The following is a 16,621-nucleotide window of genomic DNA, read 5'->3' as shown; positions in this document are numbered from 1 at the left end:
TCCTTTCCCCCTTCCGGGGCGCCTGAAGCTGCGGTCGAGTCTGGCCCGGCAAAAGTGAAAGAAGCGCCAGCAAAGCCGGCGCCGCGCGTTCACGGTCGCCGCGCGGCTCGCTGGCCATGCTTGGGGCCAGGCCGACCCGGAGGCAGCGCATGCGCTCGTTGTGGCAATTCACCGTCAAGGTCGTCAAGGGCACCGCCAGCGGCGCGGCCAAGGACGACCTGATGACGCATGCCGCCGCGGTGGCCTTCTATTCGGCGCTGTCCTTCGCGCCGATGCTGGTGCTGCTGCTGTGGCTGGTGACCTCGCTGCAGCCGGACTGGCAGCAGCAGCTCATCGGCTCGATCAACAGCCTGGTCGGCACGCGCGCCTCCGATGCGGTGAAGCTGGTGATCAGCAATGCCGAGCAACGCCCGCAACTGGGCAACTGGGCCGGCATCCTGGGCCTGCTGGTCTCGCTGGTCGCCGCCTCCACCGTGTTCGCCCAGTTGCAGCTGGCGATCAACCGCGTGTGGAACCTGCAGGCGGCGCCGCGCAATGCGATCTTCAGCTGGCTGCTCACGCGCATGCACGCGCTGGGCCTGCTGCTGACGCTGGCCTTCCTGCTGATCATCTCGCTGGTGGCCAGTGCGGCGATCGCGGTATTCGTGCGCAACGACACCGTGGCGTGGGACGCGATCGAGGCGCTGGTTTCGCTGGCGCTGTTCGGACTGGTGTTCGCCTCGATCTACAAGGTGCTGCCGGACGCCCGCATCGACTGGCGCGACGCGTTGCTCGGCGGCGCCTTCACCGCGGTGCTGTTCGCCATCGGCAAGTTCGGCATCAGCCTCTATCTCGGCCACAGCAACGTGGGCGGCGCCTACGGCCCGGCCGGCAGCGTGGTGGTGCTGCTGGTGTGGGTGTACTACTCGGTGGTCATCCTGCTGCTCGGCGCGGAACTGACCCAGAACGTGGCCGAGGTGCGCGGCGTGCCGATCCGGCCCAACGCGCACGCCGAGGTGACGCAGCCGTGCGATCGATGACCGGCGCGGCATAATCGGGCCACCGCGCAACGGAGGAGCGCCATGTTCAAGCACATCCTGGTCGGCTACGACGGTTCGGCTTCCTCGCAGCAGGCGTTCCAGACGGCCGTCGCGTTCGCGCGCTGCGGCCAGGGCCGCGTGCGGGTGGTGTCGGTGCTGCAGGTGACCGAAGGCGGCGCCGACGCCTGCGCGCTGATGATGGCCGACTCCGGCGCCCACCGCGCCCAGGAACTGCTCGACGAACTGCTCGCCATGGAGCCGGACGCCCATTCGCTGGTGGACGTGGAAGTGACCCACGGCAGCCCCGGCGACGTGCTGCTCAGCCAGGTGCAGCAGCATGGCATCGACCACATCGTGATCGGCCATACCGAACGCGGCGCGCTCGCGCGCTGGCTGCTCGGCTCGGTCTCCGGCGACGTGCTGGCGCGCGCGCACGTGCCGGTGACGGTGGTGCGCTGAACGCGACCCTGGACCGCGGGGTCGGGCTGGGTTAATCCGTCCGCGTCACGAAGCCGTATGCTGTCCGTCATACCTTCGTCACGTGCGCGAACTGAAGCCGCGCCTCTGAAACAGGACTTCCGCGTGAGCTACGCCCCATCGCTGCCCTGGACGCTGGAGAGCCTCGACCTGTCGGGCATCGACCGCTCCCGCGTGCGGCACAACGAGGATCTGTTCCTGCTGCTGTGCAGCTCGTCCTTCGTCGAGAGCGGCTCGGACCTCTACACGCACAACCTGGTCGCGCACTTCAACGGCGACGAGGAACTGCAGACCTGGCTCAGCCAGCACTGGGAACACGAGGAGCTTCAGCACGGCCGCGCGCTGGCCGCGTACGTGCGCGCGGTGTGGCCGGAGTTCGACTGGGACAAGGGCTTCGCCGCGTTCTGGACCGAGTACGGCGCGGTGTGCACCGCCGAGGAACTGGAAGCCAGCCGCGGGCTGGAGCTGGCCGCGCGCTGCGTGGTCGAGACCGGCACCGCCAGCCTGTACCGCGCGCTGCACGAGATCACCGACGAGCCGGTGCTCAAGCAGCTCACCGGCTACATCAAGAGCGACGAGGTACGCCACTTCAAGTACTTCTACCAGCACTTCCGGCGCTACCGCGAGAACGAGGGGCTGGGGCGCTACAAGGTGTTCCGCGCGGTGCTCAAGCGGGTCAACGAGATCCGCAGCGAGGACAGCGACATCGCGCTGCGGCACGTGTTCGAGCAGTGCTACCCGCAGCACAAGGGCAACCGCGAGGCGTTCCGCCGCGTCGCCGGCAAGGCGCAGGACCTGTTGCGCCGGCACATCCCGGCGGAGATGACGGTGAAGATGCTGCTCAAGCCGCTGGACTTCCCGCCGCGGCTGCAGGGAGCGCTGGAGAAGCCGCTGGCGAAGCTGGCGGAGAAGCTGTTCCTCAACTGAGCGCGAAGCGTAGGGTGGGCTTCAGCCCACCGCTCGCCCGCGGGACAGGGGCTGGTGGGCTGAAGCCCACCCTACGGGGCGCAAGGTTTCAGGACGGGCGCGGTTCGGTCTTGATCTGGCGCTGTTGCTGCTGCACGGCCTTGAGCCTGCTGACGTCGACCGGGCGGATCCGCTGGATCGTGCAGGGGATGTTGTTGCGGCCGGTGATGACCTTGTCGAAGTTGATCGAGACCTGATTGAGGTTCGAGGTCAGCCCGATCGCGTTGGCGAACGGCAGCTCGAGGCAGCCGGGCACGTCGAGCAGCCAGGCCTCCTTCGGCTTGGTGTAGACGACCACCTGGTCCGGACCCAGGTCTTCCCAGGACCACAGCTGGGTGAAGAAACGGAAGCTGTTCACCGGCGCACCGGCGGCCGCCGCATAGGCCGCCTGGCGCTGCGACAGGCGTTCCGCGCGCGGCACGCTCGCGCAACCGGCCAGCAGCACCGCCGCGACGCCCGCCAACAGCATGGACTTGCACGACATGGGACTCTCCTTGCGGGGTGAGGGACATGCCCGGCAACGCGCCTGGCTCCGCGCGGTTTACCGCTACTTCTTCTTCGGCAGGGCTTTCCACTTGGCCGGATCGAAGCCGCCCACCTCGTACACCAGCGTGGCCTCCTTCTCGCCATCCGCGAAGGTCACGTCCATGGTGATTTTTTTGGTCTTCTGCAGGCGCGCGATGAAGTCCTTGTCGTCGCGGATCATCAGTGCCGGCTCGCCGGTGGAAGGCGCGAAGGCCTTGATGCCGTGCTCCTTGCCGTCGAAGGTGGCGTGGAGCGTGCAGTTGCCGCGGCAGACGAAGCCGTGACCGCCGCCGTACAGGAATGCGTTCTGGCCCCACTCGGTATGCCGGCGCAGCACCAGCCGCACGCGGTCGTTGCCGGAGGGCTGGCTGGAATAGATGGTGGCGGTCGACTGGGTGCCGCCCTGCATCGGCGAGACCTGGTAGCTCCACAACGCATCGAGGCGGCGCTTCTCGCTCTCGGTCTTCCAGCGCTTCTCGATCGCCGGCAGGGTCTGCTCGACTTCCTTCGCGGCGGCGCTGTCCGGGTAACGGTCGAGGATGTCGTGGCCCATGGTCACAGTCATCTCGTCGTTGTGGATGCGCTGCAACTGGCGGTAGGTATCGAGCTTGCGCGCGGCTTCGTCGTTCTGCGCCGTGGCCGCCGGCGCCGCTGCCTGCTCCTGGTCCTGCGAGTTGCAGCCGGCCAGCGCCAGCACGCCGCACAGCACGGCCACGGATGGGTGGAAAGTCAGCTTCATCGGCGCGCTCCTTGGCGAGGGAAAGGCCCTAGCGTGGAGCGGGCGGGCGGACCGTGCAAGCACAGGGCACCTTCGAGGGGAAACCGCTCAGGCCGTCGCCGGCGCCTCGCCGAAGCGTTCGCGCAATTGCGCGCGGTAGCGCCGGCTGCACGGGATGGCGGCACCGTCGCGCAGCTTCAGCCGTGCGTCGCCGGTGTCCAGCGGCTCGATCTCGGCCAGGAAGTCGAGGTTGACGAAATAGCTGCGGTGCACGCGCACGAAGCGCGCCGGATCCAGCCGCTCCTCGATCGCCGCCATGGTGGTGCGCAGCGGGTAGTCGCGCCCGTGCACGTGCAGGTTCACGTAGTTGCCCGCGGCCTGCAGCCACTCGATCTCGCGCGCGTTGAGCAGGAACTCCTTGCCGACCTTGCGCACCAGGAAGCGCTCGGGCCGCTCCACCGGTTCCACCGGCGGGCCCTCGTCGGGCGCCGACAGCAGCCGCGCCTCGCCCTGCCAGCGCACCAGCCACAGCCGTGACAGGCACAGGAGGGCGATGATGATGAAGTAGCTGCGGAAGTCCTTCAGGTATTCGTAGCCCAGGCTTTCCCACCACGGGCTGTAGTAGCGGTAGCGCCCGGCGCCGGCGAGGTCGTAGACCAGCGAGCGCAGCGCCACCATGCCGCCCACGTGCACCAGGCTGAACGGCACCGTCGCCAGCAGGTGCCAGGGCAGGCTGCGCCGCCAAGTGTCGAAGCGGAACGGCCAGCGCCGCTCCACGGCCAGGATCGCCGGCACCAGCGCGAGGATCGTCAGCGAGCTGGTCCACTCCCACACCCACGGCTCCCAGGCGGCGGTGTGCGCGTTGTCGATCTGCGCCACCATGCTGTTGAACACGGTGTTGAGCAGCGCCAGCAGCACCCAGAACGCGATCTCGGCCGGTTTGCGCCAGCGCTGGAAATCCCGGTAGTCGAGGCTGGCGGTGGGAGGCATCCGGTGATTCTAGTGACTCGACCCTCGGCTGGCGCGAGGCGGGCTGCCCACGCGGCTGGTCCCCGGCGACCCGCGATTCGTCCCGGCGTGCCGGCGGCCGGTCACTCTCCCTCTCGCGATGCCGGCCGGCGGGACGTACGGTGTCGCCCTTCCACGGAGGAGACGCCATGAAACGCCGCGACCTGCTGAAAGCCGCCCTCACCCTGCCGCTGCTGCCCCTGCTGGCGCGCGGCGCACAGGCCCTGCCCGCCACGGTGGCCGGCGCGCTGCGCGCACGGGTGCGCCCCGGCCAGGCCGGCTGGCCGGCGCCGGCCGAGTGGGAGGCGCTCAAGCGTGCAGTCGGCGGGCGGCTGCTCACCCCGGTATCGCCCTTTACCGGCGGACCGGGCACGGCGGCCTATGCGCAGGCGTCCCGGCAGTTGCGCAACCCCTTCGCGCTGGGCGACGACCCGGCACTGACCCAGACCAGCGGCTGGTCCGGCGCCTGGGCCTCCCGCCCCAGCGCGTACGCAGTTGCCGCCGAGTCGGCGGCCGACGTGGCCGCCGCGGTGGATTTCGCGCGCCGGCACCGGCTGCGGCTGGTGGTCAAGGGCGGCGGGCACAGCTACCAGGGCACCTCCAACGCGGCCGACTCGCTGCTGGTATGGCCGCGCCGGATGAACCGGGTGATCCTGCACGACGCCTTCGTGCCGCAGGGCGGCGAGGGCAAGGTGGCGCCGCTGCCAGCGGTCAGCGTGCAGGCCGGCGCGATGTGGATCGACGTCTACCACGCGGTGACCACGCTCGGCGGCCGCTACGTGCAGGGCGGCGGCTGCACCACGGTGGGCGTGGCGGGGCTGGTGCAGAGCGGCGGCTTCGGCAGCTTCTCCAAGGGCTTCGGCACGGCCGCGTCCAACCTGCTCGAAGCGGAGGTGGTCACCGCCGACGGCGCGGTGCTCGTGGTCAACGAGCATGCCCATCCGGAACTGTTCTGGGGCCTCAAGGGCGGTGGCGGCGGCAGCCTGGGGGTGGTCACCCGGCTGACCCTGCGCACGTTCGAGCTGCCGCCGTTCTTCGGCGCCATGTTCGGCACCATCAAGGCCTCGTCCGACCAGGCGTTCCGGGCACTGGTGGCGCGCGCGGTGGCGTTCTACCGGGACGCGCTGTTCAATCCGCACTGGGGCGAGCAGATGTCGTTCGCCCCGGACAACACGCTCTCGATCATGATGGTCTTCCAGGGCCTGACCCAGGCGCAGGCCGAGCAGGCATGGAAGCCGTTCTTCGACTGGGTGCGCGCCCGTGGCGACTACAGCTTCGCCGAGCCGCCGCGCACGCTGGCGTTGCCGGCGCGGCATTTCTGGGACGCGGACTTCTTCCGCCAGCACGCGCCGCAACTGATGGTCAACGACGACCGCCCCGGCACACCCTCCTACCACATGGTGTGGAAGGGCGACCGCGGCCAGGTCGGCTGGTTCATCCACGGCTACCAGTCGGCCTGGCTGCCGGCCGCGTTGCTGGCGCCCGGGCGGCAACCGGCCTTGGCCGACGCGCTGTTCGCCGCTTCGCGCCGGCATGCCTTCGAACTGCATTTCAACAAGGGCATGGCCGGCGGCGAACCCGGCGCGATCGCACGCACGCGCGACACCGCCATGAATCCGCAGGTGGCCGACGCCTTCGCACTGGCGATCTGCGCCGACGGCAGCGGCCCGGCCTTTCCGGGCATGCCCGCGCCCGACCTGGCGCAGGCGCGGCGCAACGCTGCCGCGATCGACCAGGCGATGGACGCGCTGCGCGCGGTAGCGCCCGACGCCGGTTCCTACGTGTCCGAGAGCGACTATTTCCTGCGCGACTGGCAACAGGGTTTCTGGGGGACGAACTATGCGCGCCTCCTGCGCGCCAAGCGCCGCTACGACCCGGAAGGCCTGTTCTTCGTGCACCACGGGGTGGGCAGCGAGGGCTGGGACGAGGGCGGCTTCACGCGCGCCGGATAGCTCAAGACCACGACGGCGCGTCCGCGTCGACGTGCTCGATCCGCTCGATCTGGTCGAACCACACGTAGCGCTTCCATTCGGAGATGCCTGGCCGTTCCAGATGCACCACGCCGTTGCTGCCCTCGTTGCCGTCGCCGTCGAAGTATTCCTGCACGGTCGGGCGGGCGGCCACCACGCCGTCGCAGGTGCTGCCGTCGGCCAGGTGCAGGCGCACCCGCGCGCCGTTCTGCAGGTGCTCGACCAGGCCGTTGAAGCGGGCGATGGTGGGCTGGTCGGTGTAGACGTGTTCGGCCTGGCGGCCCATGGCGCGTCTCCTGCTGCGGCGATGGGACGAACCTAGGGCGGCAATGGGCAAGCAGCCGTGAAACCCGCGACGGGCGGCTCGTGCGCCGATCCCGCCTGCGGCGATAATTCCGCCTTCACCCCCGGGAATCCCCATGCCCACCGATTCGCTGCTCAAGCACCGCGCGTTCGTGCAGTTCTGGTTCGCCCGCATCGCCTCGGGCTTCGGTTTCCAGATGCTCTCGGTGGCGGTGGCCTGGCAGATCTACGCGATCACCAGCCGTGCGCTGGACCTGGGCCTGATCGGCCTGGTGCAGTTCTTTCCCTCGGTGCTGCTGGCGCTGCCGGCCGGGCACGTGGCCGACCAGTTCGAGCGTCGCCGCGTGGTGCTGACCGGCCAGGTGGTCGAGTGGTGCGCGATCGTCCTGCTGGCGCTGCTGAGCTTCCTGCACCGCATCGACGAGCTGGGCATCCTGGCGCTGGTGTTCGTGATCAGCACGGCCAAGGCGTTCGAGTCGCCTTCGATGTCCTCGTTGCTGCCGGCGCTGGTGCCGCCGGCGATCCTGCCGCGCGCGGTGGCGGTGAGCGGCTCGGCCTTCCAGATGGCGATGGTGCTGGGGCCGGCGGTGGGCGGCCTGCTCTACGTGGCCGGCCCCGGCGCGGTGTACGCCACGGCCGCGGGACTGTACCTGGTCGCCGCCACGCTGATGGCGCTGCTGCGCTACGAGCAGAGCCCGCCGAAGCGCGAACCGGCCACGCTCAAGTCGCTGTTCGCCGGCGTGCACTTCATCCGCGAGCGCAAGGACGTACTCGGCGTGATCTCGCTGGACCTGTTCGCCGTGCTGTTCGGCGGGGCGACCGCGCTGCTGCCGATCTTTGCCAAGGACATCCTGCACACCGGCCCGTGGGGCCTGGGCCTGCTGCGCGCGGCGCCGGCGGTGGGCGCGCTCTTGATGTCGTTCGTCCTGGCGCGGCACGACCTTACCCGCCGCGTGGGCATGATCATGTTCGGCTCGGTGGCCGGCTTCGGCGTGGCCACGCTGGTGTTCGCGCTGTCCTCGTGGATGTGGCTGTCGCTCGTCGCTCTGTTTGCCGGCGGCGCGTTCGACATGGTGAGCATGGTGATCCGCGGCTCGATGGTGCAGCTGGACACGCCCGATGCCATGCGCGGGCGGGTCAATGCGGTCAACTCGATCTTCATCAACACCTCCAACCAGTTGGGCGAGTTCGAGTCGGGCCTGGTCGCGGCCTGGCTGGGCGCGGTGGGCGCCGCGGTGGTGGGCGGCGTCGGCACGCTGCTGGTGGTGGGGCTGTGGATGGGCATGTTCCCGGGCCTGCGCCGGCGCCAGCGGCTGCACGTCGAGCCGGAGGCGATCGGCGCAGCCGAGGAGACGGCCGCCAAGACGCTTTAACATGGAGCGTCCCCCCCCGGGAGCCTGTCGTGATCATCCGCTCGCCCGACGCTTTCCTCGACGCCTTCGCGGCCCTGCCGCCGCTGCCGGACGCCCGCGCCACGGCGCGTGCGGCTTTCCTGCTCGCGCCGGCGGAGTTCGCGCTGGCCGCCGAATCGGCCAGCGACAACCGCTACATGGACATGGACGAACGCGTCGACCCGCTGCGCGCACTGGCCCAGCACGCGGCGCTGGCGCAGGCGCTGCGCGCCGACTGCCCGGTGGTCACCTTTCCGGGCGACGCCACCACGCCCGACGCGGTGTTCCCCAACAACGTGTTCGCCACCGCGCCGGGCCGGCTGGTGGTGGGGCGCATGCGCCACGCGGTGCGCCGGCGCGAGGCGGAGCGCCGCGACGTGCGCGAGTTCTTCGCCCGGGTGCTGGGCTACGAGGAGATCGACCTGTCCTCGCGCAACGACTGCGTGGCCGAACTGACCGGCGCGCTGGTGATCGACCGCGCCCGCGGCATCGGCTACTGCGGCCTGTCCGAACGTTGCGACGAGGCCGGCGCGCGCGCCATGCACGAAGCGTTCGGCCTGCGCCTGACCTTCTGCTTCCCGCTGGCCACGGGCGAATACCACACCAACGTGGTGCTGGCGCTGCTGGCCGGCCGCGCGGCGATCCTCGCGCCCGACGGGTTCGCCGAGGCCGCCGTGCCGCGGGCGATCGCCCGGGCCTACGGCGAGCGCGCGCTGTGGCTCACGCCGGCGCAGAAACAGGCCTTCGCCGGCAACGCGATCGCGCTGGCCGACGACCGGGTGTGGATGAGCGCCGCGGCCGCGAATGCGTTGACCGACGCCCAACGCCAGGCGCTGGCCGGCTGGGGTTTCCGCCTCGGCGCGGTCGAGCTGGACGAGATCGAGAAAGCGGGTGGCAGCCTGCGCTGCTGCGTGGCGGAAATCTTCTAAGGACGACACCGATGACCCTGACCTTCCTGCGCCTTGCCGGCGCCAGCCTGCTCGCCCTCGCCGCCCTGCCCGCCGCGCGCGCGACGCAGGGGCCTTCCATCCAGGTCAGCTTCAGCGCCAGGGCGCATGCGCAGCCGATCACCGGGCGCGTCTACGTCGCGATCAGCCGCAGCAACGACAAGCCGCCGATCGAGCAGACCGACATCACCGGCGTGCCGCTGTTCGGCCACGACGTCAGCGCGCTGGCGCCCGGCCAGGCCGCGACCATCGACGCGGACGATTTCGGTGCTCCCCTCACCAGTCTTCGCCAGCTGCCGGCGGGCGACTACTGGATGCAGCCCTTCGTCAATGTCTATACCGAGTTCAAGCGCGCCGACGGGCATACCGTGTGGCTGCACATGGACCAGTGGGAAGGCCAGGACTTCAAGCGTTCGCCGGGCAACCTCTACGGCAAGCCGGTGAAGGTGCACTACGACCCGGCATCGCCGAAGCCGGTGGCGCTGGTCGCCGACCAGGTCATCCCGCCGATCGCGTTCCCGAAGGACACGCCCTACGTCAAGCGCTTCCGCATCAAGAGCAAGCTGCTGAGCGCCTGGTGGGGCCATCCGATCTATCTGGGCGCCACCGTGCTGCTGCCGAAGGACTACGACAAGCACCCGGGCGTGCGCTACCCGGTGATCTACGAGCAGGGTCATTTCTCCACCCGCGCGCCGGGCGGCTTCGATCGCCCGAAATCGGACTTCCGCGACTACTGGCTGGCCGACGGCACGCCGCGCTACATCATGGTCAGCCTGCAGCACCCCTCGCCCTACTACGACGATTCCTACGCGGTGAACTCGGCCAACGAGGGCCCCTACGACGACGCCATCCACCAGGAGCTGCTGCCGCAGGTGGAAAAGCGCTTCCGCATCATCGACCAGCCGTGGGCGCGCATCCTCGAAGGCGGCTCGACCGGCGGCTGGATCGCGATGGCGCAGATGATCTTCCACCCCGACTTCTACGGAGCCACCTTCGCCTCCTGCCCCGACGCGCTGGATTTCCGCCACCACCAGGTGGTGAACATCTACGACGACGCCAACGCCTACTGGCTGGACAAGGGCTGGGTGAAGGTCGAGCGCGTGGACACGCGCCAGCCCGACGGCAACGTCGAGGCGATGATGAAGGACGAGAACTGGTACGAGCTGGCCGTGGGCGACCACAGCCGTTCCGGCGGCCAGTGGGACATCTGGGAGGCGGCCTTTGGCCCGGTCGGCGCCGACGGCTACCCGCAGCGGCTTTGGGACAAGCGCACTGGCGTGATCGACCACGAAGTCGCGCAGTACTGGAAGGCGCACTTCGACCTGCGTCACCTGCTGCAGTCGCAGTGGGCTACGCTGGGGCCGAAGCTGACCGACAAGATCCACATCTACGTCGGCGACGCCGACACCTACAACCTCAACATGGGCGTGCGCGCGATGGACGCGTTCCTGAAGGACGCGCACAACCCGGCCTTCCGCGGGACGATCACCTACCAGCCGATGGCGCCGCACTGCTGGGGACCGCGCGGCAAGGAGCTGATCGATACGGTGACCCGCTACATCGACAGCCATGCGCCGGCCGGTGCGGACCGCAGCAGCTGGCGCTACTGAGTCTGCGGCCGCGCTCGCATGGCCGCGGGCGTGGCTGGCGCATCCTCGCGAAGCCAGCCAGCCGGAGGCGGCAGCAGCACGCCGGCGGACGGCTCCGCCCGGTGAGGCAAGCCTGAATCCCGCACCGCATTTTCGACGCCTCTCTCACGCCGCGGCCGTCAGGCTGGGGCCTCGACGCACAGGAGGCACCATGAACCGAACCCGCGATATCGAACAGCGCTTCGACGGCGCCAGCGAGCGCGTGCGCGACCGCGTGCGCCAGTACGCCAACGGCACGGCCGACACGGCCAACAACCTGATCGAGCGTGGCCGCCGCATGACCACGCGCCTGGGCCGCCGCGGCACCGGCTACGGCAAGCAGCTCTCGCACATGGCCGAGGACCTGGCCGACGAGGCCAGCTACCAGTACCGCCGCATGCGCCGCCATGCCAGCCGGCATCCGGTGGCCACGGTCGCGGTGGTGGCCGGCACGGTCGGCGCGTTCCTGCTGCTGCGCAGGCTGCTGCGCAGCGACGAGGACTAGGCGCAAGCCGGGACGCACTCTGGCTACCCTCGCCCTTTCGGGCGAGGGTCAGGGTGAGGGCCGTTCCTGCGAAAGACCCTCCCGGTTCATGCCCACATGTGCGGCTCCGGCACCGTCGGCGTGTGCGGATCGATCGGCGGCACCTCCGGCTGCTGCGGACGGCCCGGATCGATGGGATCGCGAGGCGGCGGAGGTGGCGGATCCTGCTGCGGATGTTCCGGCTCGCCGGGCGGACCGTTGAGGAACCAGTCCGCGCGTTCGCGGAGCGCATCGGTAATGGGCGCGCCGGCGCCCTTGATCGACGAAAACATATGAACCTGCGTCTGGCTGCGTGTGCCCGCAGTATCGAAAGACCGCCGTACGCGGCGCGCGAAAGGCCCGTTCACTTTGCGCGTGCGCCCCGAAGCCTCGTGCCTGCGCCTTGAAGCCTACTCCCTTGCGGAGAGAGGGTTTGGGTGAGGGGCCGGGGCTCGCCGAGAGATGGTCCCTGCCTCCACGCCGCAAAAAGGCGGCACGCACACGGTAGTCCGTCGCCCGAGCGCCCCTCGCCCGAGCCTCCTGGAGGGGAGAATGAGAGGTCATCTCGCAGCATGGCGTCGGGTGCGGGGTAAGCTTGGGCGTTCGTCGCCACCTCTCTGCCCATGTCCTCCAACAGCGTCACCTTCCACCACCCGGTCGCCTTCTGGTCCGGCTGCGCCTGCGTGATCGCCGGCGTGCTGGCGCACCTGCCGATGCTGGCGATGGCCGCGCCGATGCACTACCGCCTGGCCGGCATGCCGATGGACAACCTGATGCTCACCGGCATGGCGCTGGTGCCGCTGGGCGTGCTGCTGGCCGGCTACGGCCTGATGCCGCGGCTGGCGCAGATGCGCCGCACGCTGCACGCCGATACCAGCCCGCTGCCGTTTCACGTGGCCGACCACGTGCCGCTCAACCGCGAGCACTGGAAGCTGGTGGGCGTGCTGACCATGGCGCTGGCGGTGGACGTGATGAAGCCGGCGACGATCGGCTTCGTGATGCCGGGCATGTCGGCCGAGTACGGCATCAGCGCGGCCACCGGTGGACTGCTGGCGCTCTCGGCGCTGATCGGCACCACGGTCGGTTCGGTCGTGTGGGGGCGCCTGGGCGACCTGTTCGGCCGGCGCGCCACCATCCTGCTCTCGGCGCTGATGTTCATGGGCACCTCGATCTGCGGCGCGATGCCCTCGTTCGGCTGGAACCTGGTGATGTGCTTCATGATGGGCGCGGCCGCCGGCGGCATGCTGCCGATCACCTTCACGCTGATGGCCGAGACCATTCCGACCGCGCATCGCGGCTGGCTGCTGGTGGCGCTCGGCGGCGTCGGCACCTCGGCCGGCTACCTGCTCGCCTCGGGCGCGGCGACGCTGTTCGAACCGGCCTACAGCTGGCGCGCGCTGTGGCTGCTCAACCTGCCTACCGGCGCACTGATCGTGCTGCTCAACCGCTACATTCCCGAGTCGCCGCGCTTCCTGGCCCTGGCCGGGCTGGAAGCGCAGGCGCGCGAGGTGCTGCGCAGGTTTTCCGGCGACCAGCCGCCGGTGCGCGAGGCGGCGCCGTTGCCGGCGGAGGCGCACGCGCACGGCGCCGCGCGCATCGGCATGCGCCAGTTGCTGCGCGGGCGGCATGCGGCGATCACCTGGGGCCTGATGGTCTGCGCGGTGGCCTGGGGATTGGCCAACTTCGGCTTCCTGCTGTGGCTGCCGGCCAACCTGGTCACGCTCGGCGTCGATGCGCAGGCCAGCGCCGCGTTGCTGGCACGCTCGGCGGTACTCGCGCTGCCGGGCATCGCGGTTGTTGTGGCCTGCTACCAGCGCTGGAGCAGCATCCGCACGCTGGTGCTGTTCATCGCGCTGACGGCGGCATCGCTGCTGCTGTTCTTCGCGATCGGCTGGATGGGGCTGCGTTCGAATGGGCTGACCACCGCCGCTACGGTGGCGCTGCTGCTCAGCATCAGCGGCGTGATCGCGACGCTGATCCCGTATGCCGCGGAGATCTACCCGGTGCACCTGCGCAGCACCGGGTCCGGGTTGATCGCCGGCAGCTCCAAGCTGGGCGGCATCCTCGGCGCGCTGCTGGGCGTGTTCGGACTGTTCGAGCACTTCATGCTGTCGGCGCTGCTGATCGCGCTGCCGATGGGGCTGGCGGCCTGGCTGCTGGCGCGGCGCGGGATCGAAACGCGCGGGCATGGGCTGGAGGCGATCCAGCAGGTGCTGTCCGAGTAGGGGTCGGCAGGCCCCTTCGGTTCCGCTGCGCTACGCTCAGGGCGAGCAGCGGCTTCTTCCAACGTTCTGCTGGCGTTGAGACATCGCGTTGTCCGTCGCTCTTGCGGGACGCCTCCGCGAGCCCCGGCCCCTCACCCCAACCCTCTCCCCGCAGGGGAGAGGGAGCTGTTCGAGGCGGTCAGACCGTCAGCGGGTTGGGCTTGGCCGGATCGAGCTTGTACTCCTTGATCGCGCGCGCCACGTCCTTGGCGTTGACCAGGCCGTCCTTCGCCAGCGAGGCGAGCGCGGCGTGAGCGATCCAGTAGCGGTCGACCTCGAAGAAGTCGCGCAGGTGCGCGCGGGTGTCCGAGCGGCCGTAGCCGTCGGTGCCCAGCACCGCGTAACGCATGCCGTCGGGCATGAAGGCGCGGATCTGGTCGGCGTACTCGCGCACGTAGTCGGTCGCCGCGATCGCCGGGCCGGAGCGGCCCTGCAGCAGCTGCGTCACGTACGGCAGGCGCTGTTCGGCTTCCGGATGCAGGCGGTTCCAGCGTTCGGCGTCGAAGCCATCCCGACGCAGTTCCGAGAAGCTCGGGCACGACCAGATGTCGGCGGCGACGCCGAAGTCCTTCTCCAGCAGCTCGGCCGCCGCGATCACCTCGCGCAGGATGGTGCCGGAGCCGAGCAGTTGCACGCACGGGGCCTTGGCCTTCTTGCCCTTGCCGTTGCCCTGGCCGACGCCGGAGTCGCGGAACAGGTACATGCCCTTGATGACGCCTTCCTCGCATCCCTTCGGCAGCTCCGGGTGCTCGTAGTTCTCGTTCATCACGGTGATGTAGTAGTACACGTCCTCCTGCTCCTGCAGCATGCGGCGGGTGCCGTCCTGCAGGATGACCGCGATCTCGTAGGAGAAGGTCGGGTCGTACGACTTCACGTTCGGGATCGCGCCGGAGAGCAGGTGCGACTGGCCGTCCTCGTGCTGCAGGCCTTCGCCGTTGAGCGTGGTGCGGCCGGAGGTGCCGCCGATCAGGAAGCCGCGCGCGCGCATGTCGCCGGCGGCCCAGGCCAGGTCGCCGATGCGCTGGAAGCCGAACATCGAGTAGTAGATGAAGAACGGCAGCATCGGCTGGTTGCTGATCGAGTAGCTGCTGGCCGCGGCCATCCACGAGGCCATGCCGCCGGCCTCGCTGATGCCCTGCTGCAGCACCTGGCCCTTCTGGTCCTCGCGGTAATACAGCAGCTGGTCGGCATCCTGCGGCCGGTACTTCTGGCCGAACGGCGCGTAGATGCCGATCTGGCGGAACATGCCTTCCATGCCGAAGGTGCGCGCCTCGTCGGCCACGATCGGCACCACGCGCGGGCCGATCGCCTTGTCGCGCAGCAACAGGTTCATGCCGCGCACCAGCGCCATGGTGGTGGAGATCTCGCGCTCGCCGGTACCGGCGGTGATCTGCGCGAAGGCCGACAGATCCGGCGCCTTCAACTGCACGTCGGTCTTGCGCCGGCGCTGCGGCAGGAAGCCGCCCAGCGCGCGGCGGCGCTCGAGCATGTACTCGACTTCCGGCGAGTCCTTGCCCGGATGGAAGTACGGCACCTCGTCCAGCTTGTCGTCCGCCACCGGGATGTTGAAGCGGTCGCGGAAGGCGCGGATCGAGTCGGTATCGAGCTTCTTCTGCTGGTGGGTCGGGTTCTGCGATTCGCCCGAACCCAGGCCCATGCCGTAGCCCTTGACCGTCTTGGCCAGGATCACCGTGGGCATGCCCTTGGTGTTCACCGCCGCGTGGTAGGCCGCGTAGACCTTGTGCGGGTCATGGCCGCCGCGGTTGAGGCGCCAGATGTCGTCGTCGGACAGGTTGGCGACCATCTCGCGCGTCTGCGGGTACTTGCCGAAGAAATGCTCGCGCGTGTAGGCGCCGCCGAAGGCCTTGCAGGCCTGGTACTCGCCGTCGAGCGTTTCCATCATCAGCTTGCGCAGCACGCCGTCGTTGTCGCGCGCCAGGAGCGGATCCCAGTAGGAACCCCAGATCAGCTTGATCGCGTTCCAGCCGGCGCCGCGGAAGACGCCCTCCAGCTCCTGGATGATCTTGCCGTTGCCGCGCACCGGGCCGTCCAGGCGCTGCAGGTTGCAGTTGATCACGAACACCAGGTTGTCCAGACCTTCGCGGCCGGCCAGCGAGATGGCGCCCAGCGACTCGGGCTCGTCGCACTCGCCGTCGCCCATGAAGCACCAGATCTTGCGGTCGGTCTTGGGGATCAGCCCGCGGTGCTCGAGGTACTTCCAGAACTGCGCCTGGTAGATCGCCTGGATGGGACCTAAGCCCATCGACACCGTCGGTACCTGCCAGTAGTCGGGCATCAGCCACGGGTGCGGGTAGGAGGACAGCGCGCGGCCCTTGCCGACCACTTCCATGCGGAACAGGTCGAGCTGGTCTTCGGCCAGGCGCCCTTCGAGGAACGAGCGGGCGTAGATGCCCGGGCTGGAGTGGCCCTGATGGAACACCAGGTCGCCCGGGTGCTCGGCCGAGGGCGCGCGCCAGAAATGGTTGAAGCCCACGTCGTAGAGCGTGGCCGACGAGGCGAAACTCGCGATGTGCCCGCCCAGCTCGCCCGGCTTGCGGTTGGCGCGCACCACCATCGCCATCGCGTTCCAGCGGATCAGCGAGCGGATGCGCCACTCCATCGCCGCGTCGCCCGGGCTCTTGGCCTCGTTGGCGGGGGCGATGGTGTTGACGTACTCGGTGGTCGGGTCGAACGGCAGGTAGCCGCCGGAACGGCGGGTGGAATCGACCATGCGCTCGAGCAGGTAATGCGCGCGCTCGGTGCCGTCGTGCTGGATGACCGCGTTGAGCGATTCGACCCATTCGCGGGTTTCGGTGGGGTCGAGATCCTGATTCAGGACGTCATCGAGCTGATCCATGAAGCTTCTCCGCGGCGCGCCATCG

General features: G+C 69.5%; 15 protein-coding genes. 9 read left to right on the top strand and 6 right to left on the bottom strand.

The features are described from left to right. Positions 1–149 precede the first annotated feature (149 nt). The 3 genes from AAIL17_RS11885 (at position 150) to AAIL17_RS11875 (ending at position 2,423) form a co-directional block, all read left to right on the top strand. Positions 150–1,019, top strand: coding sequence for a YihY/virulence factor BrkB family protein (locus AAIL17_RS11885; RefSeq protein ID WP_424683056.1), 870 nt, complete (start codon positions 150–152; stop codon positions 1,017–1,019). 42 nt (positions 1,020–1,061) lie between these two features. Further along, complete coding sequence (locus AAIL17_RS11880; RefSeq protein ID WP_424683055.1) at positions 1,062–1,478, top strand: universal stress protein; 417 nt, start codon at positions 1,062–1,064, stop codon at positions 1,476–1,478. A 123-nt stretch (positions 1,479–1,601) separates the two neighbouring features. Beyond that, positions 1,602–2,423, top strand: coding sequence for a ferritin-like domain-containing protein (locus tag AAIL17_RS11875; protein WP_424683054.1), 822 nt, complete (start codon positions 1,602–1,604; stop codon positions 2,421–2,423). Between the two features lie 88 nt (positions 2,424–2,511). Here the strand turns inward: AAIL17_RS11875 and AAIL17_RS11870 are convergent, their stop codons facing one another. From AAIL17_RS11870 to AAIL17_RS11860, 3 genes are all read right to left on the bottom strand, one after another. Continuing rightward, a complete protein-coding gene (locus AAIL17_RS11870; protein ID WP_424683053.1) occupies positions 2,512–2,946 on the bottom strand; it encodes a DUF6491 family protein in 435 nt (144 codons plus the stop codon). A 63-nt stretch (positions 2,947–3,009) separates the two neighbouring features. Next, positions 3,010–3,726, bottom strand: coding sequence for a hypothetical protein (locus AAIL17_RS11865; RefSeq protein WP_424683052.1), 717 nt, complete (start codon positions 3,724–3,726; stop codon positions 3,010–3,012). Between the two features lie 87 nt (positions 3,727–3,813). Then, entirely contained in the window at positions 3,814–4,695 is an 882-nt protein-coding gene (locus AAIL17_RS11860; RefSeq protein WP_424683051.1) for a LytTR family DNA-binding domain-containing protein, read from the bottom strand. A gap of 167 nt (positions 4,696–4,862) precedes the next feature. On the opposite strand from AAIL17_RS11860, the gene AAIL17_RS11855 reads away from it, so the two are divergent. After that, the gene (locus AAIL17_RS11855; protein WP_424683050.1) at positions 4,863–6,665 is read left to right on the top strand and encodes an FAD-dependent oxidoreductase; all 1,803 of its coding nucleotides are present in this window, start codon (positions 4,863–4,865) and stop codon (positions 6,663–6,665) included. 1 nt (position 6,666) lies between these two features. On the opposite strand, the gene AAIL17_RS11850 is transcribed toward AAIL17_RS11855, so the two are convergent. Continuing rightward, on the bottom strand, positions 6,667–6,969 hold the full coding sequence (locus tag AAIL17_RS11850; protein WP_424683049.1) for a DUF3247 family protein: 303 nt from the start codon (positions 6,967–6,969) through the stop codon (positions 6,667–6,669). Between the two features lie 133 nt (positions 6,970–7,102). Here AAIL17_RS11850 and AAIL17_RS11845 point away from each other — a divergent pair, with 133 nt between their 5' ends. From AAIL17_RS11845 to AAIL17_RS11830, 4 genes are all read left to right on the top strand, one after another. Then, positions 7,103–8,359 (top strand): MFS transporter, encoded by a 1,257-nt coding sequence (locus tag AAIL17_RS11845; protein ID WP_424683048.1) that lies wholly within the window; start codon positions 7,103–7,105, stop codon positions 8,357–8,359. A gap of 29 nt (positions 8,360–8,388) precedes the next feature. Continuing rightward, positions 8,389–9,306 (top strand): arginine deiminase-related protein, encoded by a 918-nt coding sequence (locus AAIL17_RS11840; protein ID WP_424683047.1) that lies wholly within the window; start codon positions 8,389–8,391, stop codon positions 9,304–9,306. 11 nt (positions 9,307–9,317) lie between these two features. Then, positions 9,318–10,934 (top strand): alpha/beta hydrolase-fold protein, encoded by a 1,617-nt coding sequence (locus AAIL17_RS11835; protein WP_424683046.1) that lies wholly within the window; start codon positions 9,318–9,320, stop codon positions 10,932–10,934. A 190-nt stretch (positions 10,935–11,124) separates the two neighbouring features. Then, on the top strand, positions 11,125–11,457 hold the full coding sequence (locus AAIL17_RS11830) for a hypothetical protein (RefSeq protein ID WP_424683045.1): 333 nt from the start codon (positions 11,125–11,127) through the stop codon (positions 11,455–11,457). A gap of 86 nt (positions 11,458–11,543) precedes the next feature. Here the strand turns inward: AAIL17_RS11830 and AAIL17_RS11825 are convergent, their stop codons facing one another. Then, positions 11,544–11,768 (bottom strand): hypothetical protein, encoded by a 225-nt coding sequence (locus AAIL17_RS11825; RefSeq protein WP_424683044.1) that lies wholly within the window; start codon positions 11,766–11,768, stop codon positions 11,544–11,546. A gap of 330 nt (positions 11,769–12,098) precedes the next feature. Here AAIL17_RS11825 and AAIL17_RS11820 point away from each other — a divergent pair, with 330 nt between their 5' ends. After that, positions 12,099–13,700, top strand: a complete 1,602-nt coding sequence (locus AAIL17_RS11820; protein ID WP_424683043.1) for an MFS transporter — start codon at positions 12,099–12,101, stop codon at positions 13,698–13,700. Positions 13,701–13,878: 178 nt separating this feature from the next. On the opposite strand, the gene aceE is transcribed toward AAIL17_RS11820, so the two are convergent. Then, positions 13,879–16,596 carry a pyruvate dehydrogenase (acetyl-transferring), homodimeric type gene (gene aceE / locus AAIL17_RS11815; RefSeq protein WP_424683042.1) on the bottom strand — a complete coding sequence of 906 codons (2,718 nt, stop codon included), beginning with the start codon at positions 16,594–16,596 and terminating at the stop codon, positions 13,879–13,881. Between the last annotated feature and the right edge of the window lie 25 nt (positions 16,597–16,621).

Source organism: Frateuria sp. YIM B11624, from assembly GCF_049727805.1.
Lineage (GTDB): Bacteria > Pseudomonadota > Gammaproteobacteria > Xanthomonadales > Rhodanobacteraceae > Frateuria_A.
Note: the sequence above shows the minus strand (reverse complement) of the source record. Positions and strands in the feature narration are given on the sequence as shown.